Below are 22,710 nucleotides of genomic sequence, written 5' to 3' on the forward strand. Positions count from 1 at the left end.
CCGGTCTAGTGCGAAAAAACCGAGGGCATCCTTCAGTATGTCATTGGCTTTTTTCAATTCTGCAATTTCTTTCTGCAGTTCCTCGACAGTTTTTGGTTCTTCTGTTGATTTTTCTTTCTTTTCTTTTGTTTTTCTTTTCTTTCTCCAGTCAATTATGGTTGCGTAGTTTATGCCCAGCTGCTGTGCTGCCTTCTTTGGTCCAATCTCATCTGAAAGCGAAATTGCTTCTTCCCTGAATTCTTTGCTGTACCTTTGCATTCGAAATACCTCTCTTTATTTTCGTAAAATTTTAGGTATTTTTCGACTGCACTTTTATTGTATCCTTTCAAATAATCAAGGGCGGAATAATACATCTGCAACTACCACATGGACAATTACTTTACCAGAAAGTGTAAATGTTTCTATTCCATGGTCTGTAAGCAGTGAATCTGGTTATGATAAACTTACTGTAACCCTTGACAGTAATACGATATTAAATGCCGTTTCTGGAGACAAGAGTGGAACTATAGAAACAACTTTGTCAGCAGGAACACATACACTAAAAGCAACTTATTCAAAAGATAGTAGTGGTGCTTATGGCTCTGACTGTGCTACAATCACTTTGTATCAAATTGTTTATTAATTTATAAGATTCTATTAAAAAAAACGACCATTTGCATATTTTATGCTGTGGTCGTTTCTTTACGGCTCGTGAGCCGGTGAAAACATGTAGCGAAGCGGAATGTTTTCACAATAAACCACCTGCTATGCGGGTGGTGGGGAAATGCTTATAGCAAAAAAAACTTTCCTCGAAGGTGTACAATAGGTTGTTCAAGTCTATTGCGTAACGCCAAGGAGGAAAGTAAATGGCAAATATCAGAGACACGCTGAGCCATACAAAATGGCTCTGTAAATATCATATAGTATTCACGCCGAAATATCGCCGCAAGGCAATATACGGTCAGTACAAGGAAAGTATCGGCAAGATACTGAGGCAGCTCTGCAGTTACAAGGGAGTCGAGATAATCGAAGGTCATCTCATGCCAGACCACATACACATGCTCGTAAGTATACCACCGAAGTACAGCGTGTCGCAATTCATGGGGTATCTGAAAGGCAAGAGTAGTCTGATGATTTTCGACAAGCATGCGAATATGAAATACAAATTCGGTAATAGGCATTTCTGGAGTGAGGGATATTACGTGAGCACGGTAGGGCTCAACGAGGCTACAATTCGGAAATATATCGCAGAGCAGGAAGCCCACGATATAGCGATGGATAAACTTACGACAAAAGAATACGAAGACCCTTTCAAGGGTAGTAAGTAGTACGAACGCCCCTTCAGGGGCTGCGACGAGTCAATCTGCAATAGACTTGAACGTCAGTGAAAGCCGGGACTTAAGTCTCAGCTTGGGAACCGAGCCTTATAGGCTGTGTTCAAACCACCCGTTTGACGGTTGGTTTGTGATTATTTATTTGATATTTTATCTAATAAATTTTAGTGCTCTATAAAATGCGCTATTTTAGAATAATTTAGGCTAGAATTGACGGATACGCAATCAACTCAATCCGTGTAAAAAAGTTCTGTAAGCAAAGTTGTTTGCACGAATACTTACTTCAAGTCGTCAAGAGTTCCAGAGACGGGCTTTGCCGCTCCAGTTTCACTTGAGGAAGGTTTGCGTCGCACAATCGACTACGAGTTTGTGAAGAAAGTTCAGGGGCATACATTCAGTTGTGAGAGATGTTTGTGTTGACAACTCAATAAAAATGTCTTAATTTGTAATTAAGAGGTATGTTATGGCAACACTTCAATTGCGTGTGGACGATTCCTTAAAGGCAAAAGCGGATGCCCTTTTTTCATCGCTGGGGATGGACACTTCAACGGCTGTCCGTATTTTTCTTGCTTCTTCAATAGAAAACAATGGACTTCCTTTTGATGTAAGGCATAAGACTGATCCGCTTTCATTGGAAACGGCGGTTTCTGACAGCCGAAATCGTACAAATCTGCACGGACCTTTTAAAACTGCACAAGAGGCGGTTTCTTCTATGCTGGAGGATTGATTTGTACGAGATTGTCTATACAAATCGAATGAAACGTGACGCCAAACTGATGAAGAAAAGAGGCAGGAATTTAGAAAAACTTGTTGAAGTTTTGAACCTTCTTGCTTCCGGAAATCTGCTGCCGCAAAAATACAAAGACCACCGGCTGACAGGAAATCTTAATGACTTTCGGGAGTGCCATATAGAACCCGACTGGCTTTTGATGTATCAGATTTTTGAAAACGAACTTATTCTTTCTGCCACAGCAACTGGTTCCCACTCCGATTTGTTTGGTAAATAAAATAGTTGAACAAAAAAAACTTCCGCTCCGCTCAAAATAAAAGTACGATTCTAGTGATTTCATAATCCTTTACATTGCGGAGTTCATTCCCCGGAAAGACCACGAGTTTTTCATAAATAATATTCCGGAGCTGAAAAAGTTGATCCCGAATCTTAAAGTCATAATGTCAGGACGCGGTGTTCAACTTACCTGTCGCATTATTGTTGCAGATGCAGTTAGAAAAGATGAATATCAGAAAAAACTGAATTACGATGCGTTTGAACCAATGAAAAAGAAACGGCAAGTTGGTTTTTATCGGCAAAATAACTTTGTAAAAATTAAGCGTGTATTGCCTTTGTATCTTGCCGATACCATGCTATAATTTTTCCTATGAGTAAGATTTATTACATTTCTGTAGAAGAAGCGGCTCAAAACTGGCAAATCAGCGAGCGCAGTGTGCGCAATTATTGTGCGCATGGGCGTGTTGAAGGTGCTCTTTTGGAAGGAAAAATCTGGAAGATTCCATCTACCGCACAAAAACCGGAGCGAAAGCCTCGGCATTCTTCTGCAGAAGAAACTCTTCTGACCTTTCTAAAACGAGAAAAAGAGGCCGGCCTTAAGGGCGGTATTTACCATAAAATCCAGATTGACCTTACTTACAACTCAAACCACATTGAGGGCTCAAATCTTACTCATGACCAGACCCGTTATATCTTTGAAACAAAAACTCTTGGTGTTACAGATAAAGCTGTAAAGGTTGATGATATTGTTGAAACCGTAAATCACTTTCGTTGTATTGACCTTATAATTGAAGGTGCTCATACAAAACTTACGGAAAGTTTCATTAAGCAGCTTCATTTTATTTTGAAATCCGGTACAACAGACAGCCAGAAATCATGGTTCAGGGTAGGGGATTATAAAATGTTGGAAAACGAAGTAGGTGGGAGTGAAACTACAAAACCTGTAGAAGTAGCCGGTGCTATCAAATCCCTGCTTAAAGAATATAATTCAAAAACAAAAATCACTTTTGATGATATTCTGGATTTTCATGTGCGTTTTGAATCTATTCACCCATTCCAGGATGGAAACGGTCGTGTTGGTCGTCTGATTATGTTTAAAGAATGCCTTAAGCATAACATTGTTCCTTTTATAATTACAGAGGAACTTAAAATGTATTATTACCGTGGCATTAAGAACTGGAAAACTGAACGAGTCTATTTACGGGATACCTGCCTCACCGGCCAGGATGCAATGAAAGCGATTTTGGATTATTTCGGAATCAAGTATGAATAATTCAAGATAATTTTTTACCAATTACCGCTCTGGAACTGGTTGTATATGAACCGGCCTAAATCAAAACTCAACGGCTTTGGTAACATTTTGTTGCCGAAGCTTTTTTTTTACACACGTCTTTCTTTTCAACTTTATTTTTCCCATTGAAGAAACCATTTCTTAGCGGTAAAATAAAAATATTATGGCTAAGAATCTTTCGGAGCTTTTGGGCTCTTTTGACTATATTTCCGTGGAAGGTGACGGAAAAACTGGATGTATCCTTTCTTCGGACTGTGTAATTTCTAACCTTGCTTTTGACAGTCGCGATGTTTCTGTGGGGTCGCTTTTTTTTGCGCTTCCGGGAACTCATACTACTGGTAATATTTTTATCAGTGACTGCATTAAAAAAGGCGCGGCTGCTGTTATTTTTCAGGACGATTTTGATGAAAAAACGGCTTTGGAAATTCATGACGCCCTTCAAAATTCCAAGAATAAACCTGTTTTTTTGCGCGTAAAGGACAGCCGTAAGGTTATGGCGCCTGTTGCAGCCTGTTTTTTTGATTATCCTTCTAAAAAACTCGGCGTTATCGGTGTTACTGGCACTGAAGGCAAATCTTCAACTGTAAGTTTTATCTGGCAGCTTTTGCGTCTTAACGGTCATAAGGCTGGCTTTATTTCTACCGTTCAATATTCTGTTGGCGATGAAGCCCTTGCTAATCCTCAGCATACTACAACTCCTGAAGCTCCTGTAATTCAAAATTATCTTGCTCAAATGGTTCAGAACGGCTGTGAATATGCTGTAATTGAAACTTCAAGCCATGGTCTTTCTCCTAAGCTCAACCGCACTGGAAATATTGATTTTGACTGTGGCGTTTTTATGAACGTTACTCTCGAGCATCTTGAATTTCATAAAACTTTTGAGCAGTATCGCGACGACAAGGCTAATCTTTTTAGAAAACTTGATGAAAATTCTCACCAAAAAACTATTCTCGGAAAAAAAGTTACTGTTCCTTCTTTTGGAATTGTAAATCTCGAGGACGAATCTGCCTCTTTCTTTATAAAAGCTACAAAACAGCCGGTTATTGGTTTTACAACGGAAGGCAAGGCCGGAAAACAGGCTGTTGCTGGTCTTGAAGAACAAAAGCCTCTTCCTCCTGTTCCTCCTTCCATTCCTTATCTTGTTGGCCGTAACATTGCGAGCGCGGCTTATGGGCTTTCTTTTAGCATTGTTGAGCCGAATCTTGTCGATAAAAATTCAAAACCTGTTGCCGCAGGCGTAATACATATCAAGGCTTCTCTTCCTGGTGCTTTTAACGCATACAATATTATGGCTTCTTTGATTGCCGTGAGCCGTCTGACTTCGACTCCGCTCGAAAAAGTTGCAGAAAAGGTTTCTGAACTTGTGCCTGTAAAAGGCCGCATGACGGAAATTGATGAAGGCCAGCCTTTTGAAGTTATCGTGGATTACGCCCATACTCCTTCTAGTTTTGAGACTATTTTTCCGCCGTTAAAAAGACGCGCTTCTGGAAAAATTATAAGTCTTTTTGGTTCTGGCGGTGAACGCGATTTAAAAAAACGTCCTTTGCAGGGCGCTATTGCCGCTCGTTTTTGCGACGTTGTGATTTTGACCGATGAAGATCCGCGTGGTGAAGACAGCGTTGCTCTTCTTGAACAGATTGCTGTTGGTGCAAAAAAAGAAGGAAAAATTTTGAATAAGGATTTGTTTATAACTGCTGACCGTCCGTCGGCAATTCGTCAGGCTTTTAAAATGGCCCAAAAAAGCGATATTGTTCTTTTGCTTGGAAAAAGCCATGAAAATTCAATCATTTATAAAGACGGGCCTCATCCTTACGATGAAATTTCTGAAGCAAAAAAGGCCCTTGCAGAAATGGGCTACAAGGCGAATTAGAGGAGTTAAAAAATAAAAATGAATGTGACTGTTATTTACGGCGGAAAGTCTGGCGAACACGAGGTTTCTCTGGTTTCTGCGGCTTCTGTTGCTAGAAATATCGACAAAAAACATAAAATCACCCTGATTGCAATTACAAAGACCGGAAAATGGTTTTTGCAGCCGGAAACTGAGCTAGAAAGAATCAGAAACGATGAAAAATCTCATTTTGAAATAACCGAAGACACAAAAAATGAGGTTTTTGCAATTCCCGGCGGCGGAAAGGAAAGAGCCTTTGTCGTAAACGGATGCGAAATTCCGTGCGATGTGGTTTTTCCGGTTTTGCACGGAACTTTTGGCGAAGACGGAACGATTCAGGGGCTTTTTGAAATGATTGGCGTTCCTTACGTCGGATGTAGTCCTTTGGGTTCTGCAATTACGATGGACAAAGAAAAAACAAAGGCTGTGCTTGAAAATGCCGGAATTCCTGTTGTTCCTGGAATTTGCGTAAGAAGAAGCGACCTTGCTGACTGGAAAAAATACGATGAAATTTTGGAAAATGCCCAAAAACAGCTTGGTTTTCCGATGTTTGTAAAACCTTGTTCTGCAGGTTCGTCTGACGGAGCTAATCTTGCCGTTGACCTGCGTCATTTGAACAGCGCAATTATTGATGCTTTTAATTGGGACGATAAAATTCTTATTGAAAAGGCTGTAAACGCCCGCGAAATTGAATGTTCTGTAACTGGAAATCCTACAATCTGTGATGGACAGAAAAGTTTTGAGGTTTTGACGGCTTATGGTCCTGGAGAAATTGCTCCTAAGCATGATTTTTATGATTACGATGCAAAATACAATGATCCTGACGGCGCTGAGCTTTTGATTCCTGCGCGGCTCGAAGATGATAAATTGGAAGAAATTCGGAATTTGGCAAAAAAAGCGTTTGCTGTTCTTGATTTGTGCGGATTGAGCCGTGTTGATTTTTTTATGGACAGGGATTCTTCTGAAATTTATTTGAACGAAATAAATACAATGCCTGGTTTTACGCAAATTTCGATGTTCCCGAAGATGTGCGCAAAATTTGGTCTTGATTTTACTGCGCTGACCGAACTTTTGATGGACGAAGCCCTGTCAAAATTTGAAGCGGCTTCTAAATTAAAGACATCGCGCTGATTTTTTTAGAAAAATTTCTGCGTTAGCGGGTGGAGTGGCGGCTGTGCCGTTCCGGGGCTTTGCACCGGAATGAAACCACGCAACACGCGACCTGCCAAAATGGCAGGAAACGCCCGTCTTAAAAATTTTATTGGAGGCAAAAAATGGCTGATTTGAATGAACCTCTTCCTCCGGTTCCGAAAATTTATCCGGAAGGTTGTTTTTTTGACAAAATCGAGGATATTGCCGGAAAGCACGTTGTTGTTATGGGGCTTGGCCTCAACGGTGGCGGCGAAGCGAGCGTGCGTTTTTTGCTTAAACATGGAGCTTACGTTCTTGTTACGGACATGAAGACGGCTGAACAGCTTGCTCCGACAATAAAATCGATTTCGGAAGACCGGGATCTTGATAAAAGCCGGCTTACATACCGTCTTGGCGAGCATAAAATCGAAGATTTTGAAAATGCGGACTGTGTAATTAAAAATCCAGGTGTAAAATACGACGGAAATAAATTTTTGGCTGCTGCAAAGGCGATTGAAACGGACATCAGCCTGTTTTTGCATTTTACAAAGGCGCCGATTATTGCGGTTACCGGTTCTAAGGGAAAAAGCTCGACTGTTAGCGCAATTTACTACGGTTTGAGGGAAGCTGGTTTTGAAGCCTTCCTTGGCGGAAATATTACTGTAAGTCCGCTGACTTTTCTTGAAAAAACGAGCGGAACTACTCCTGTTGTCCTTGAACTTTCGAGCTGGCAGCTTGCCGACTTGCACGGAAGAAAGGCTCTAAAACCGCACATTGCGATCATTACGAAAATTATTCCTGACCACCAGAATTTTTATCATTCGATGCTTGCCTATGTCGCTGACAAAAAACTGATTTACGCTGACCAGACTAAGAACGATTTTACGATTCTTGATTTTGATGACGATGCGGCTTGTGACGGCGGAACTTTGATTGACAACTGGGGAAATATTTTTGCAAAAGAAACAAAGGCCCAGGTTTTGAGATATTCTAAGTCAAAATTGCCGGAAGGCGTTTTTGGCGTATGGCAGGATAAGAACGGAAATGGAATCTGCCGTCTGCCGGAAAAACTTTTGAGCCGTTATGCGCAAGGGCACGGAAAGACAACTGACACAATTTTGAAGGAACTTGTTGTTCCCGGAAAACATATGCGTCTTAATGTTTTAAATGCCGCCCTTGTTCTTGAGCTTATGGGTGTTGCTCCGGAGCAGACTGTCGAGATTTTGGGAAAATGGCACGGAATTGAACATCGTCTTGAATTTTTTCATTCGTACACGGTCAAATATAAGTCGGGAAATTCCTGTGTTTTTAAATTTTACAACGACAGTGCGGCGACTGTGCCGGAAGCGGCGGCAGAAGCAACCCAGGCTTTTGGAAAACCTGTTGTTTTTTTGACTGGCGGAACGGACAAGGGACTTGATTTAAGTCCTGTTGCCGATGCGATTTCTAAAAATACGGCTTTTAAACCTTCTTCGATTTATATGCTTGAAGGAAGTGCCAGCGACAAGATGATCTGCGATTTTAACAGGGCGAATATTTCGTTTAACGGACCTTTTAAAAATCTTGATGAAATGCTTAGGTCTCTAAAAAACGATATTTTGTCAAAAAATTGTTCTGGCGAAAAGGTGGTGGTTTTTAGTCCTGGCTCTACGAGTTTTGGAATGTTTACGAACGAATTTGACCGCGGAAATCAGTTTAAGGAAAAAGTCCGCGAGATTTTTATATAAACGCAAGACAAGTCCTGGAGAAAATAACAGCTATGAAAAACGCCGGAAAACTGCATGTAAATCTTATCGCCCTTGATTTGGACGACACTCTTTTGAACGACGAGCGCAAGATAAGCGACAGAAATGTCGAAGTCTTAAAGCGATGCGCCCAGCGCGGAATTTACGTTGTTTTGTGTTCCGGCAGGGCAGAAGACGGAATCAAGCCTTTTGTAAGCAGACTGAATATTGCTGCCTTGGAAAGCGGAAAATATGTAATTGCAATAAACGGCTGCTCTATTTTTGACATGCACAAGCGCATTCAGATTTACAAAAAAACTGTGAGCGGAGAAGTCCTTTTGGAAGCGCATAAAATTGCTGTTGAAGAAGGTTTTGAAACAGAAGTTTATTCTGACGGCAAGGTTTTTTACAGCAAGGAGACGGACTGGACCTTGCGCGATGTCAGAATGTGCGGATTAAATGGAGAGGAAGCTCCAGATTTTGAAAAATTTTTGCTTGAAAACCAGAATTCATTTTTTAAAATGCTGATTCCCGGAGAACCTGAGAAAATTCAGGAACTGCAAAAAAAATTGAAGGCCAGCCTTGGTGAAAAAGCTGTAATTTTTACGAGCAAACCTTATTTTTTGGAAATTTTGCCACCGGATTGTGGAAAAGGCGAGGCGATTGAATGGCTTTCTTCTTTTATCGGCATTGACCACAGCACGACTCTTGCTTTTGGCGACAGCATGAATGACGAAAGCATGATTGAAAAATGCGGTTACGGAGTTGCAATGGTGAACGGAAACGAGCACATAAAAAATATTGCGGATTTTGTGACGGAAAAAACAAACAACGATGACGGTGTTGCAGACTTTATAGAAAAATATATTCTGTAAAATTTTGCTGGTTAAGATTTTTTGTTATTTACCGCGAATGTCGATAAAAAATGGGCGTCCAAAGACAATTTTTATCTTTGACGCCCATTTTTTTGTTTATCAGTTTTTAATTATTTTTTCCATGGATTTTTGCGGATGAATGTCTCGTCGCGTTCGTATCCTACGGAGATTATTCCGACTGGAGTTTTGCAGTAGTCCTCGATAAACTCAACATATTCGCGTGCTTCTTTTGGAAGTTTTGAATATTTGCGGATTTCTTTGAGGGATTTTTTCCAACCTGTAAATTTCTGGAGAACTGGTTTTGCGTTTTCCATGTCTTCAACATTTGCCGGGAAGTCTGTCACGATTTTTCCGTTGATGTCGTAGGCAATGCAGGCTTCAATCTGTTCCATTGGATCGTAAATGTCGAGGTGTGTCAAAACGAGGCTGTCGATTGAGTTTACACGGCAGGCATAGCGCAATGCGACAAGGTCGAGATAACCGCAACGGCGCGCTCTTCCTGTTGTTACTCCGTATTCGCGTCCTGTGTCGCGTACTTTGCGGCAAAGCTCGCTTTCTGCTTCGTCCGAATCGTTGAATTCTGTCGGCATTGGACCGTTTCCTACGCGTGTTTCGTAAGCCTTAAAAACGCCTAATATTTTGTCTAAATCATGAGGACCGATTCCGCAACCTGTTGCGGCTCCGGCAGAGCATGAAGCTCCCGAAGAAACATAAGGATATGTTCCTGAGTCAATGTCGAGCATTGCTCCCTGCGCACCTTCAAAAAGAATGTTGCTTTTGCGGTATTCGTACATTTTTTGAGTAAGGTCAACGCGCATTTTGATAAGCTGGTCTTTGTATTTGTTGATGAATTCTAAATCTTCGCCTTCAAACTCATCCATTTTCTGTTTCCAGTCGAGGTCTGCAAGACGAATGCCATCGCGCTGTGATTTTTCTGAATAGGCGATTCCGATTCCGCGGCCTGTTGTTCCAATCGGGCGTTTGCGCTGAGAATCGCGCTCTTTGTCCATTTTGCGGTAGCGTGGAAGAATGATGTGTGCACGGTCAGAAATAAAAACGCGTCCTTCCCAGTTGATTCCGTTGTCTTTGAGCATCTGGAGTTCGTTAAAAAGCGCTTCTGGATCGATAACCATTCCAGCACCTAAAAATACAGATTTGTTTGGATAAAGAATTCCACTCGGAACCTGATGAAGAGCAAACTGTTTTCCGTCAACTACGATTGTATGACCTGCATTTGGACCGCCTGCGTAGCGAACAACGTATTCAGCATCTTCGGCAAGGTAATCAACGATTTTGCCTTTTCCTTCATCACCCCACTGGGCACCAATTACAACGACCTTCATAAAAAGCTCCTGCAAAACAAAAAACTAAATTTGTGTCGCCTCTGCAAGGGGTTCTCACAAACGGCACTAATTTTATCATAAAAAAAGTTCTTATTCAATTAAACAAGACATTAACTGGGCGCAACAGGAAAAGACTGTGCTGTTTTTGCCTGTACGCCGATTAAAATCAGTTTTTTTCCCGCAGTTCTACGCGACGGATTTTGCCGGAAATTGTTTTTGGAAGGCTTTCGACAAATTCGATTATGCGAGGATGTTTGTATGCCGCCGTCTTTGACTTCATAAACTCAAAAAGTTCGAGTTTTAGCTCTTTTGTAGGTTCAAAGCCTTTGTTTAAAACAACGGTTGCCTTTATTGCCTGGCCGCGTTTTTCGTCTGGAACGCCAGTTACCGCGCATTCAAGAATCGCTGGATGCAAAAGAAGCACGCTTTCTACTTCAAAAGGGCTTACTCTGTAGCCGGAAGTTTTTATCACGTCGTCTTTGCGTCCTATAAACCAAATGTATCCGTCTTCGTCGTAATATGCAACGTCGCCGGTGTAATAGTCGTCTCCATTAAATACTTTTTTTGTCTGTTCTTCATTTTTGTAGTAGCCGGAAAAAAGTCCTGTCGGGCGCTGACCGTGCAGGTGGAGGACAATCGAGCCTTCTTCGTTTGGAGGACATCTTGTTCCGTCTGGCCGGACAATTTCCAAATCATAGCCAGGAGCAGGTTTTCCCATTGAGCCTGGTTTTATTTTCATTCCAGGAAAGTTCCCTGCAAGAACAGTTGTTTCTGTCTGACCAAATGCTTCGTGCATTTCGAGGCCTGTTGCGTCGTAGACTTTCTCGTAAAGCTCCGGAGGAAGGGCTTCTCCTGCCGTCACAATGTGCTTTAAGGCTGACAGGTCGTATTTTTTTATGTCTGCTTTAACCATGAAGCGGAAAGTTGTCGGCGGCGCACAGAAAGTTGTAACTCGGTATTTTGAAATGATTTCGATTGTTTTTGACGGCGAAAAAGTTGTCATGTCGTAAACCATTACCGCAGAACCGCAGATCCACTGTCCGTAGATTTTTCCCCACATAGCCTTTGCCCAGCCGGTTTCTGCGACCGAAAGATGAAGTCCTCCGTCCATAACGTTCTGCCAGTATTTAGCAGTAACAATGTGTCCGAGAGGGTAGGTAAAGTTGTGCTGAACCATTTTTGGGTTTCCGCTTGTGCCGGAAGTAAAGTAAACGAGCATTGTGTCGCTGTTTTTTGTCGGGCGGTCGCTTTCTGAATCAAAATCTTCGGCTTTAAAATTTTCAATTTCGTCGTAGTAGCTGAGCCAGCCGTCGCGATTTTTTCCGACTGTTACAATATTTTTGACTGTCGGTGAATTTTTGAGGGCAGATTCAATTCTTGTCTGAACCTCGTCATCTTCGTACGAAACTATCATTTTGATTTCGGCGGCATTTGTCCGGTATTCAATGTCTTTTGTTAAAAGCTGGTTTGTTGCAGGAACAGCAATTGCTCCGATTCTGTGCAGTGCAAGCAGAAAGAACCAGAATTCGTAGCGGCGGCGCAAAATAAGCATAACCGTGTCGCCTTTTTTGATTCCGTGGAGCTTTAAAAATTCGGCGGTCTGTTTTGAACGTTCCGAAATTTGGCTGAAAGTAAAATGATGGCTTTCGAGAGTGTCGTCGCACCAAACCATTGCAAGCTTTGAAGGAACAGTTTGCGCATAGCGGTCTACAATGTCGTAGGCAAAATTGAAATTTGCTGGAATCTTAAGTTTAAAATTTTTCTTTAAATCTTCGTAATCAGTGTATACTGTCTCGTCCTGAACGAAATCTTTGTAAAAGTTCATTTTTTAGTCCTAAAATATATTGAAATGTGCGTTCTTTTAATTAGACACTGAATTTTTTTAAAGGTTGCAGAAAAACTTATTTATTTACAGCTTTTATGATTGAATCTACGTTTTTTACGATTGATTCTGCAATTTCTGGTTTATTCATCGTGTAAATGTGAATTCCGCGGATTCCGTTTGAAATTAAATCTATAATCTGGTCGGTGGCATAAGCGATTCCTGCCTGCTTCATAGCTTCGCTGTCGTGCCGGAAACGGTCGCAAAAAGACAGGAGTTTGCGCGGAATGTATGCATTTGAAAGGTCTACCATTTTGCTTACCTGGTTTGCGTTTGTAATCGGCATAATTCCTGCTAGAACAGGAACGTGGATTCCTGCTGACTGGAGGCGGTACAAAAATGAATAAAGCATATCGTTGTCAAAAATCATCTGCGTAGTCAAAAAATCGACTCCAGCTTCGACTTTGTGCTTTAAGTTTTCGATGTCTGTGTCGCGGTTTGAGCTTTCCGGATGTCCTTCCGGATAACATGCTCCTCCTACACAAAATCCGTTTTGCTTTAAGAGCGGGACAAGGTCGGAAGCGTGGAAAAATCCTGAAGGAAAAAGGTTTTCGCCTTCAAAAGTGTCTTTTGGCAAGTCTCCTCGCAAGGCAAGCACGTTGTTTATGTTTTTTTGTTTGAGGGTTTGAATTGTCTGCAAAAGCTGTTCTTTTGTCGAGCGGACGCAAGTTAAGTGGGCAAGAGATGCTGTTCCTGAATTTTCGACAGCCTGTGCAAGGTCAGAAGTGTTTGTCTGTGTTGAACCGCCTGCTCCGTACGTTATTGAGATAAAATCCGGCTTGAGAGAACTTAAAGAAAGCGCGGTTTTTTTTACTGAATCAAAAGCCTCCTGTTTTTTTGGAGGGAAAATTTCAAAAGATATGGTAACTTTTTTAGAGTTTAAGATTTCGCTGATTTTCATGGTTTTTGAGTTTAACAGAAAAATGTTTTGTAATCTATATTTTGAAAAAATCTGTGCTTTGCGGAAAAAACTGCGTCAGGGGCTGTTAGCCGCGAAAGCGGTTCGGACGCGCTTGCGCGGCTGAACGGAAAAATTGCGCGGCAATTTTATAACGCAAAGACCCGGCGGGCTGTCCTGGCAAGGTCAGCCCGGACGCCCGAAAGTTAAAATTCGCTCTGATTTTCTTCCAGCTGCCTTAAAATTGCAGAATCCATTTTTATGTGAAGATTTTTTTCGTTGGAAGGCAGAACAAGTCCTTTTGGGCCGTTTTTTGCGCGGCGAAGGTGTTTGACCTGTGTGTAATAGAGGTCGGCTTCTGCGTTTTTGCGCGCCTTTGAGTAATAAACCGCAAGGTTTCCGGCGGTGAGCATAATTTCGAGCGGAACTGTTTTTCCTGACCTTGCCTTTATAAAGACATAGCCTCCCGGATAATCGCGCGTATGAAACCACAAATCTGCTCCTTTTACATAATGGCGCAAAAGCTCGTCGTTTTCTGTGGCATCGCGTCCAACAAGAATGGTCCAGCCTTTTAATTCGTAAGAAAGTCCCGGCCGTTCGCTCTGTTCCTGCTGCCGCGGTTTTTGCTGTTTGCGCAGGAGCTGTTCGAGTTTGACGGGATTTTTTTCTGCGAGCATTGAATTGTATTTTTGGTCGAGTTCGGAAATTTGTTTTTTTGAGAGGAGTATGTCGTGCTCCAAATCTTCGAGACCGTGGCTTTGTTTTTTGTAAGTTTCGTAGTATTTTGCGGCGTTTTCGTGCGCTGATTTTTTCGGGTCGATTTTTATGTGGACTTTTTTGCCGTTTTCAAAGTCTTCGCAATCGAGGTAGCCGGAAGAAGCCTGCCCGTTTGTAAACATATAGCTGTAGGAAAGAATTAAATCTCCCCAGTGTTTCCATTGTTCTGCATTTAAAAAATCGCTTCGTTTTTGCTCAAGTTTTTCGAGCGCGTTTTCGAGCCTTGTTTTGTGCGAATTGTACCATTTTTCTGCCTGTTCGAGCAGTTTTTCGGTCGAAGTCCGTGAAGCGTTTTGAGAATAGAATAAATCGACTTTTTCGTTAAATGAAAGTTCTTTTGAGGTTTGTCCGCTGTTTTTTTTGTCTTTTAAGCCTTTTAAATTTTCCGAAGAATTTTGGATTTGATTAAAATCGCGGACTGGAAATTTTTGAAGGCTGAGTTTTTCTTCTTCGAGTTTTTCTTTTTCCGTCAAATCCGTCAAATTTTTAATTTCCGGCAAAACGAGGATTTCGCCCGAAAGTTCGCCTTTTGCAGGACGGCGGTAAAAACTGTCAAAAATCACATTTTCTTTATTGCATAAAAAAATATTTCCTGCGTTTGACCAAAGCCTTATGTAAAGATTTAATTCTTCAATTCCGTCTTCCTCGGCCTGGATTTTTTTCTTTTTTGCAAATTTTTCCTGGGCGGCAGGCATTACGTAAACCGGACCTTCGCGGTATGTTGAAATTTTTATAATCCGTTCTTTGCCGAGCTGTCTGCATTCTGTAATTTTTGCGCCTTTTATTCTTGAGCGAAGAATTTCGTTAAAACGCAGAGGTTTTTCGTTTTTGGGAATTTTTCTTTTTACTTCGTTGAGCCTGCATTCGCCTGCGGCAAGGCAGATAAAAACTGTTTTTGGAACGCCGGGTTTGTAAGTATAAAGCGCAATAGAATCAAATGAAGGCTGTACAATTTCCTGAATAAACGAGCCTGTCAAATCCAGTTCTTTTAAGATTAAATCGATTTCGTTACAGTTGAGTGACATAAAAAGGTTGGTTTTTTGTTTGAAAAAAAATGTCTAAAACTTTTATTACCGTACAGAACAAACTGTACGGCAATAAGTAGTTTGAGCTTAAGCGGCTATAATTTTTGAGGCTTAAGCCCTCTTAAATTTATTTTTTAAATTTTGCTTTGAATTCTTCGAGAACTTTTTCTGGAGCTGGGCGCGCGTCGATGTCTACGAGGTTTCCTTTTTCCTTGTAAAAATCAATGAGCGGAGCTGTAGATTTTCTGTAAACTACGAGTCTGTTCTGAATTGATTCTGTTTTGTCGTCGTCGCGGGTGTAAAGTTCTCCGCCGCATTTGTCGCATTTTCCTTCAACTTTTGGCGGATTGAACTTGACGTGGTACATCTGTCCGCAGTCTTTGCAGCATACGCGGCCACCAAGACGCTCAACAACAGCTTCGTCTGCAATGTCGAAATTTACGGCAGCGTCGATTTTTGCAAAAGATTCGAGCGCTTCTGCCTGAGGAATTGTGCGTGGAAAACCGTCCAAAATATAACCGTTTGCTGTGTCCGGCTGAGAAAGTCTGTCTTTTACAAGACCGATTGTAATTTCGTCGCTTACCAAACCGCCGGCGTCAATAATCGCCTTTGCTTTTTTGCCAAGTTCAGTTCCGTTTTTAATGTTCTCGCGGAAAATGTCGCCTGTCGAAATGTGTGGAATGTTAAAAGCCTTTGCTGCTTCCTTTGCAAGAGTTCCTTTTCCAGCTCCTGGAGGTCCTAAAAAAATAAAATTCATCGTTTTCTCCAAAAAATTATTGTAAAATGGGCGTCCCCTCGCTTGCGCTCGGGTCGTGCGTTACGTTGCTCGGTAACCCTCGGCCTCCTCGGTCGCACAACAAAGTTGCGCTCCCTGCGGTGGCTGGCTTTGCCACAACTCCATGCACTAACGCTTTTCTAATATATCAAAAAATCTTCCTAACTTAAAGACCTTTTTTTTGCGTTGTATCTGCCTGAATTTTTACCGTCAAAAATTCAATTGTCGTATTCCAGTTAAAAAGCGTGTTCTGGCAGGCAGCGGTCAAAAGATTTTTGATTTTTGCCAAATCTTCCGTTCCGATTTCTCTTGCCATTGCCGAACCGTAAGAAGAGTTTTCTGCATCGAACCAGCGGTTTATTTCTGTTTCTGTAATCCGCCTTTTTTCTGTAATCACTTTTGTTGCAGATTTTACACAAAATCCCTGTTCTTCAAAGGCGGTTTTTACTGAATTTTCGTTCCAGTCAAAAAGTGGATTTTCTTCGTTGCCAAAAAATTCTTTTTCGGCGTTTTCCATTTTTTTTAAGATTACTTCGTAAGCGTTTCTTGTGCTCTCTGTCAAAACCTGGTTGTAAATCAATTCCCAGATTTTCTGTCCTTTTGAAGGAATTCTTTGCGAAATTACAATCTGCTGGCCGTCTGCCACAAGGTTTTTCGGAAGATTTTTGAGCGCGCTTGCAAGAACGTCCACGCTGTCCTGACAGTTAAATGGATCTCTGAAGAAAATTCTGTCAAAAATCATTCCGTTTTCGTTGTATTCTTCAAGAATTTTTGCAAAAACCTGCATGCTCAGGTAATTTTCGAGGCTTTCCGGCCGGAGTTTTAAAACAGGGCGGTCCAAATCGTCGAGAGTGCGGCCATACTGTTCAAGAATTTCAAGTCCGCGCAGGTTTGAGCAAAGTCCAGCCGTTACGCCTTCCGGAGTTTTTCTGCTTACTTCCCAGATTAAAAGTCCGTCGTCCGCATTCCAGACAAGGCTTCTTGTGTGCCGGCTCAAATCCGCAAGTTGAATCATTGCGTTGCGGATTGTTGTAAGAATTTCCGCCCGGTTGGAGTCGAGCCTGCTTTTCCAGGATTTGTCCGCACGGTCGAGGGCTGTTTCCCGGCGTTCATTTTTTGGAGTAAAGGTCAGGTTTTCTGGTTTTGTGGTCGAATTTTTGTCAAAGTTTTTATTTATCCACCATTCACCGATTGGATTGTCAAAGTCTGTTGCAAAATGAGGAAGAGGATGCATTCCGCACGAAACGTCAGATTCCGGTTTTTCGGGTTCAATTCCTTCCAAAATCGCAGAAATTTGAATTTCCCGGCGGCTCAAGACGTCTTCTTTTATTTTTGCTTCGTATCCTTGGGATGTCGGCGTGTAAAATACTCTTCCGACAAGTTCCGACGGAAGATACTGCTGGGCAACCCAGTGGTCGCGGTAAGCGTGCGGATAAAGATAGCCGTTTCCGTGTCCAAAACCTTCTGCATCGCGCGAAGAATCCCTTAAGTGGTTTGGAACTTCGGCATCTTCTTTTTCAACGCTCGAAAGCGCGTCAAAAAATGCCATGCTCGAATTCGATTTTGGGCAGGTCGAAAGATAGAGCGCTGCGTGAGCCAGAAAATACCGTCCTTCTGGAAGCCCGACACGGTCAAAAGCCTGGGCGCAGTTTTCGACAATGCAGACTGCGTTTGGATCTGCAAGTCCGGTGTCTTCGCAGGCGGAAATAAGCATCCTCCTGAAAATAAAATGCGGATCTTCTCCGGCGCGCACCATTCTTGCAAGCCAGTACATTGCCGCATCCGGATCTCTTCCGCGCAATGATTTTATAAATGCGGAAATTATGTCGTAGTGATAGTCGCCATCGCGGTCATACAGGACAACTTTTTTTTGAATCGATTCCTCTGCGGTTTCTTTTGAGATAAAAATCGTCGAACCCCAGGCTGGAACAGGATTTGCGTTGTAAGGATCCCATTTTTCCGGCGTTGTTTCTACGGCAAGTTCCAGGGCATTTAAAAGAGAGCGTGCGTCTCCGTTTGCAGTGTCCACGAGATGCTCAAGAGCGCCTTTTTCAAATTCAACGTTCCAGTGTCCGTATCCGCGTTCAACTTCGTTTAAGGCAAAATTTGCGGCCTTAAAAAGGTCTTCTTTTGTGAGCGGCTTTAATTGAAAGACACGGCTTCTCGAAACAAGGGCTTTGTTTACTTCAAAAAACGGATTTTCTGTTGTTGCGCCGATTAAAATAATCGTTCCGTTTTCTACCCAAGGCAAAAGAGCGTCCTGCTGGGCCTTGTTCCAGCGGTGAACTTCATCAACGAACAGAATTGTACGTTTTCCGTAAAGCTTAAAATAATCGTCTGCCTGTTTTATTGCTGAGCGAATTTCTGCGACTCCGGTCAAAACGGCATTTAGCGTAATAAAGTTTGATTTTGTGTGATTTGCAATTACTCTTGCAAGAGTTGTTTTTCCACAGCCGGGCGGTCCGTAAAAAATTACAGAGGTTAACTGGTCGGCTGCAATTGCGCGGCGCAGGAGCCTGCCTTTTCCGACAATATGATCCTGACCGATATATTCGTCCAAATTTCTGGGACGGAGCCTTGCAGCCAAAGGTTCTTTTTGTGTTTTTGAAGCGTCAAACAAATCACTCATAAAGAGAGTTTAGCACAAAATTATTCGCGGTTCCACTTTGATCTTGCTGGATAATAAGACCACAAACTTGCATTTTTGCGTGTGGCAGAAGTGCTAGAAGGGTTTCCTTCAAAATTCGATGCGGCGTAAATATCTGTGGCTGTGTCTGATTTTGTCGGGTCGATTGTCAAAAGTATCGGAACAGTGTACGAAGAAGACAGGGTCGAAGTTGCGTTGGCAGAGATTGTTGTCGCAGAACCTGTCGGCTTTCCTCCGTTAAGAGCTGTATTGTCTAAACCGCTTGTAGTTCCAAGCAAAAGTTTGTCTTTTGTAACGGCAATGGAACGGATTGCGCTTGAGTCGCAAGATACCGCTGTCCATCCTGAATCTCCGGCCGCCCTGTAGTAGACTGTTGTGCTGCTTGCGTAGTAAATCATTGTTGCGCCTGAATTATAAGATTCGTTGGAAGTGATTGCGGCAGACTCTGTAAAGAAGAAGTGGATTCCGTCAAAAGTAGAAACTCCGCTTGCACTTGAGTAGATTGAAGTTGAATTGTCTCCTGACGTAAAATTATATTCACTGCTTTCTTCTATTAAGGTTGCTTTTCCTCCCTCGAGCTTGTAAATTTTTCCATCGATTCTTATAAAAGCGTAGCGGTTTTCGTTTTTTGGAGTGTTTGTACAGAAAATCGATGAAGCCAAACTTATTTCGCTTGTGATGGATTCGTCGTCAAAAGTAACAGTCTGCCAGAGTGCGTCTTTGTCTGAAGTGTCGAGGTATTTTAATTCCTTTGAAATTTCTTCCATTTCGCCGTCGTCTGTAACTTCTTTTACAATTGACGAGAGAGAATAGATTTCTCCATTGCGGTTTGCGGCAAGTCTTACATAATTATTTCCCGGTCTTGAAGTTGTGCTCCAGTGTCCGTGTTCGGAAGTTGTGTAGTCTGTCGGATCTGTTTCGTCTGCCACGTATGTTCCGCCATTTTTTACGGCATTGTCTATATCTTTTTTCCATACGACAGGGTTTGCCGACAAGTAAAGATATTCTTTTGAATCAGAACTGTCGGTTACGCGGATAAGAGAATGAATCGTGCCTTGAATCTGTGCGTCCGAAAGTTTTACTTCTTCGCGGATTGTGTCAAAAACTACACCGTTGCACGAAGTAAAAAGTGAGATGGCAGAAAAAATAAATACTGAAATTATGCTTTTTGAAAGTTTTTTCATTTTTTTATTTCCGTTTTTTTAGAAGTGGTATCTTGCTGCTATTACGACAGAAGAAAAATTGCCGTGGTCGTTGTTTTCTGAATCTTCATACCACTGAGGCAGATACATAAAATTTCCTTTTATGCCGAATGACCAGCTTGGAGTTACGCGGTAAAAAATTCCTGCTTCCGGCTTAAGTGTAAGACCTGGAAAATACGTGCGGTTAAGATAACTTTCGACAGCTGCTCCGATTCCCATTGTGATTGGAAATTCAAATTTTTTTATAGTTGGCTGTACGGTAAAGCAGAATACGAACGGTACGTAAGTAAACATATTCTCGCCGATTGTCGGATTGTATCCAAAGCTTACATCTAGACCGACTGCAAACCATGAAGTTAAAAATCTGTGGTAACCGATTGTTCCTGCTCCTCCAGTCGAAAGCTGACCTTCGCGGTAGAGCGGAAAATCGCCGCCAAAATTGAGCGGAAATGTTACCATAAGTCCAATATTTATGAATTGATCGCCAGGTTCGTTCATTCTATATTCAACGGCAAATCTGTCATCATCTTCGTCTTGTTCCTGACTAAAAACCGCAGTTGAAAATAAAAAAACAGTGCAACAAATTGCAATGAATTTTTTCATCTTATGCTCCAAATTTAATAGAAAAATTGCTAAAAAATATATATAGTTTTATCGAAAAGATTAACCTAATAAGGCTTTTTTTTCAATATTTAATTAACAGTACAAAAACCGTCTTTGTGCCGCTAGGTTACGAAAAATTTTACGGAGTTTTTGGAGGTAAAAAATGAGTGCTCAAATTATTGATGGAAAACAGATTGCGCTTGAAGTTCGTGCTGGTGTTGCAGAAAAAGTTGCCGCATTGAAGGCAAAAGGAATAACGCCTTGTCTTGCCGTTATCCTCGTTGGAGAAAATCCTGCATCAGTAAGTTATGTAACTGGAAAACGCAAGGCACTTGCAGAAGCCGGCATGACCGACCGCTCCGAAATTTTACCAGAAAATACGACAGAAGAGGAACTTTTGGCTTTGATTGACAAACTGAACAAAGACAGTTCTGTTCATGGAATTTTGGTTCAGTTGCCTTTGCCTAAGCATATTGATGAAGATAAGGTGATTATGGCAATCAGTCCTGAAAAAGACGTTGATGGTTTTCATCCGGTGAATGTTGGAAAAATGGTAATTGGAAAAAAGGCATTTTTGCCATGCACACCGCACGGAATTATTGTTTTGCTCAAGAGAATGGGAATCGAAACTTCTGGAAAACATGCCGTTGTAATCGGACGTTCAAATATAGTCGGAAAACCTGTAACTCTTTTGCTTGCAAGACGCGAAATAAACTGTACAGTTACAATGTGCCATACTGGAACAAAAAATATGGCAGAAATCGTAAAGCAGGCTGATATTATCGTTGCCGCTTCTGGACATCCGCATACAGTAACAGCCGACATGGTAAAAGAAGGAGCTGTTGTAATCGATGTAGGTGTAAACAGAATTCCAGATGCGACAAAAAAGAGCGGTTTCCGCTTGATTGGCGATACAGATTTTGAAGCAATAAAAGAAAAAGCAAGCTTTATAACCCCGGTTCCAGGCGGCGTAGGCCCAATGACAATCGCCATGCTCATGTACAATACATTGGAGGCAGCGGAAAACGCTGCCGACGTAAAATAAAACGACAATTGCTCTGCAATTGTCGGCGTGGTGCAGCGAAGCGAAATCCCGCCAATACTCTTGAAGCTGCGGAACGAAGTGAGCAGCTTCAGTAAAATAAAACGAGAATTGCGAAGCAATTGTCGGCGTGGTGTAGCGAAGCGAAATCCCGCGTGGTGTAGCGAAGCGAAATCCCGCCAATACTCTTGAAGCTGCGGAACGAAGTGAGCAGCTTCAGTAAAATAAAACGAGAATTGCGAAGCAATTGTCGGCGGGTTCCGTTTTCGGAACCCGCACTTGCACTAGCGATGTGCAGGGCGCGCAGCGTGGGGCTGTCTTAAAAATAAAAAGCTGGTTTAAAACCGTTCTTGCTTTTTGATAAGTTTTTTACAGCCCCATGGAGCGGAAGCGGAACCCGGAACGTAGCGACCGGCTCTGCCGGTAGTGCCCAAATAAAAAATTATGGTAAAGAATATGATTGATGTTCAAAACTCGCCTGACACCAGGGAAGTGCCGTTACAGAAAGTTGGTGTAAAAAATGTAAAATATCCTGTCCAGGTGTTGGATAAAAACAACAAAGTGCAGAATACAACTGCCTGTGTGAATCTTTTTGTTAATTTGCCGCACGATTTTAAGGGCACCCACATGAGCCGGTTCATAGAAGTTTTCCATAAATATCATTCTGACATTTCGATGAAGAATTTTTTGGAAATGCTCGAAGAAATTCGTGCAAAACTTGATGCGCAGAGAGCTTTTGGAAGGATAAGTTTTCCGTATTTTATTGAAAAAAATGCCCCTGTAACCGGTGCCAGCGGTTTTATGCAGTACAATTGCACTTACGAAGGCGAAAGCGAGAGGCTGGAAAAAGGAGTGGATTCTAAATTTTTTGTTGGAATTGAAGTTCCTGTGGCAACTTTGTGTCCTTGCAGCAAGGCGATAAGCGAATTTGGCGCTCATAACCAGCGCGGCTGCGTAAAAGTAAAAGTTTTGTATTCGGATTTTTTTTGGATTGAAGACATCATCGAAATGATTGAAAATTGCGCTTCGACACCGCTTTATTCTGTTTTGAAGCGTCAGGATGAAAAGTTTGTGACCGAACATGCTTACGAAAATCCGCGTTTTGTAGAAGATATGGTTCGGGAAGTTTATCTTGGACTTAAAAAAATGGGATTTGCCTGGTTTAAGGTTGAATGCACGAATTACGAAAGCATTCATTTTCATGACGCTTATGCTTGCGCAGAATTTGGAAGCTGCTGATTAAAATAAAAATTGTGTTTTGGAAGGAAATACGTGGTTTTGAGTGTTT

General features: G+C 41.9%; 20 protein-coding genes. 11 read left to right on the forward strand and 9 right to left on the reverse strand.

The annotated features are described in order from the left end of the window. A partial coding sequence (locus tag B5D47_RS11800) for a transposase (protein WP_078931392.1) occupies positions 1–258 on the reverse strand: 258 nt, incomplete at its 3' end. Positions 259–845: 587 nt separating this feature from the next. On the opposite strand from B5D47_RS11800, the gene tnpA reads away from it, so the two are divergent. The 9 genes from tnpA to B5D47_RS08455 all read left to right on the forward strand — a co-directional run bounded on the left by tnpA (position 846) and on the right by B5D47_RS08455 (position 9,228). Then, positions 846–1,307: an IS200/IS605 family transposase gene (tnpA, locus tag B5D47_RS08415; RefSeq protein WP_078931393.1), complete on the forward strand. Its 462-nt coding sequence runs from the start codon at positions 846–848 to the stop codon at positions 1,305–1,307. A 469-nt stretch (positions 1,308–1,776) separates the two neighbouring features. Next, positions 1,777–2,040, forward strand: a complete 264-nt coding sequence (locus B5D47_RS08420; protein WP_078931394.1) for a type II toxin-antitoxin system RelB/DinJ family antitoxin — start codon at positions 1,777–1,779, stop codon at positions 2,038–2,040. A gap of 1 nt (position 2,041) precedes the next feature. Continuing rightward, on the forward strand, positions 2,042–2,320 hold the full coding sequence (locus B5D47_RS08425) for a type II toxin-antitoxin system YafQ family toxin (protein ID WP_078931395.1): 279 nt from the start codon (positions 2,042–2,044) through the stop codon (positions 2,318–2,320). A gap of 163 nt (positions 2,321–2,483) precedes the next feature. Next, a complete protein-coding gene (locus B5D47_RS08430; RefSeq protein WP_078931396.1) occupies positions 2,484–2,681 on the forward strand; it encodes a hypothetical protein in 198 nt (65 codons plus the stop codon). Positions 2,682–2,689: 8 nt separating this feature from the next. Further along, complete coding sequence (locus B5D47_RS08435) at positions 2,690–3,592, forward strand: Fic family protein (RefSeq protein ID WP_200806568.1); 903 nt, start codon at positions 2,690–2,692, stop codon at positions 3,590–3,592. Positions 3,593–3,773: 181 nt separating this feature from the next. Continuing rightward, positions 3,774–5,480, forward strand: a complete 1,707-nt coding sequence (locus B5D47_RS08440; RefSeq protein ID WP_078931397.1) for a Mur ligase family protein — start codon at positions 3,774–3,776, stop codon at positions 5,478–5,480. A gap of 18 nt (positions 5,481–5,498) precedes the next feature. Beyond that, positions 5,499–6,629: a D-alanine--D-alanine ligase family protein gene (locus B5D47_RS08445; protein WP_078931398.1), complete on the forward strand. Its 1,131-nt coding sequence runs from the start codon at positions 5,499–5,501 to the stop codon at positions 6,627–6,629. A 143-nt stretch (positions 6,630–6,772) separates the two neighbouring features. Further along, positions 6,773–8,356: a UDP-N-acetylmuramoyl-L-alanine--D-glutamate ligase gene (gene murD / locus B5D47_RS08450; protein ID WP_078931399.1), complete on the forward strand. Its 1,584-nt coding sequence runs from the start codon at positions 6,773–6,775 to the stop codon at positions 8,354–8,356. A gap of 32 nt (positions 8,357–8,388) precedes the next feature. Continuing rightward, complete coding sequence (locus B5D47_RS08455; protein ID WP_078931400.1) at positions 8,389–9,228, forward strand: Cof-type HAD-IIB family hydrolase; 840 nt, start codon at positions 8,389–8,391, stop codon at positions 9,226–9,228. A gap of 110 nt (positions 9,229–9,338) precedes the next feature. Here the strand turns inward: B5D47_RS08455 and purA are convergent, their stop codons facing one another. The 8 genes from purA to B5D47_RS08495 all read right to left on the reverse strand — a co-directional run bounded on the left by purA (position 9,339) and on the right by B5D47_RS08495 (position 20,380). Then, positions 9,339–10,571, reverse strand: a complete 1,233-nt coding sequence (gene purA / locus B5D47_RS08460) for an adenylosuccinate synthase (protein WP_078931401.1) — start codon at positions 10,569–10,571, stop codon at positions 9,339–9,341. 166 nt (positions 10,572–10,737) lie between these two features. Continuing rightward, positions 10,738–12,396 (reverse strand): AMP-binding protein, encoded by a 1,659-nt coding sequence (locus B5D47_RS08465; protein WP_078931402.1) that lies wholly within the window; start codon positions 12,394–12,396, stop codon positions 10,738–10,740. Between the two features lie 76 nt (positions 12,397–12,472). Continuing rightward, entirely contained in the window at positions 12,473–13,354 is an 882-nt protein-coding gene (metF, locus tag B5D47_RS08470) for a methylenetetrahydrofolate reductase [NAD(P)H] (RefSeq protein WP_078931403.1), read from the reverse strand. 203 nt (positions 13,355–13,557) lie between these two features. Then, on the reverse strand, positions 13,558–15,153 hold the full coding sequence (locus B5D47_RS08475) for an NFACT RNA binding domain-containing protein (RefSeq protein WP_078931404.1): 1,596 nt from the start codon (positions 15,151–15,153) through the stop codon (positions 13,558–13,560). A 127-nt stretch (positions 15,154–15,280) separates the two neighbouring features. Continuing rightward, entirely contained in the window at positions 15,281–15,910 is a 630-nt protein-coding gene (locus B5D47_RS08480) for an adenylate kinase (protein ID WP_078931405.1), read from the reverse strand. Positions 15,911–16,094: 184 nt separating this feature from the next. After that, complete coding sequence (locus B5D47_RS08485; protein ID WP_078931406.1) at positions 16,095–18,557, reverse strand: AAA family ATPase; 2,463 nt, start codon at positions 18,555–18,557, stop codon at positions 16,095–16,097. Between the two features lie 20 nt (positions 18,558–18,577). Beyond that, positions 18,578–19,759 carry a hypothetical protein gene (locus tag B5D47_RS08490; protein WP_078931407.1) on the reverse strand — a complete coding sequence of 394 codons (1,182 nt, stop codon included), beginning with the start codon at positions 19,757–19,759 and terminating at the stop codon, positions 18,578–18,580. 18 nt (positions 19,760–19,777) lie between these two features. Next, positions 19,778–20,380, reverse strand: a complete 603-nt coding sequence (locus tag B5D47_RS08495; RefSeq protein ID WP_078931408.1) for a TP0733 family outer membrane beta-barrel protein — start codon at positions 20,378–20,380, stop codon at positions 19,778–19,780. A gap of 163 nt (positions 20,381–20,543) precedes the next feature. On the opposite strand from B5D47_RS08495, the gene folD reads away from it, so the two are divergent. Further along, complete coding sequence (folD, locus tag B5D47_RS08500) at positions 20,544–21,425, forward strand: bifunctional methylenetetrahydrofolate dehydrogenase/methenyltetrahydrofolate cyclohydrolase FolD (RefSeq protein WP_078931409.1); 882 nt, start codon at positions 20,544–20,546, stop codon at positions 21,423–21,425. A 441-nt stretch (positions 21,426–21,866) separates the two neighbouring features. Beyond that, entirely contained in the window at positions 21,867–22,661 is a 795-nt protein-coding gene (gene folE2 / locus B5D47_RS08505) for a GTP cyclohydrolase FolE2 (RefSeq protein ID WP_234969984.1), read from the forward strand. Positions 22,662–22,710 lie beyond the last annotated feature (49 nt).

The sequence above is a fragment of the Treponema berlinense genome, assembly GCF_900167025.1.
Taxonomy (GTDB): domain Bacteria; phylum Spirochaetota; class Spirochaetia; order Treponematales; family Treponemataceae; genus Treponema_D; species Treponema_D berlinense.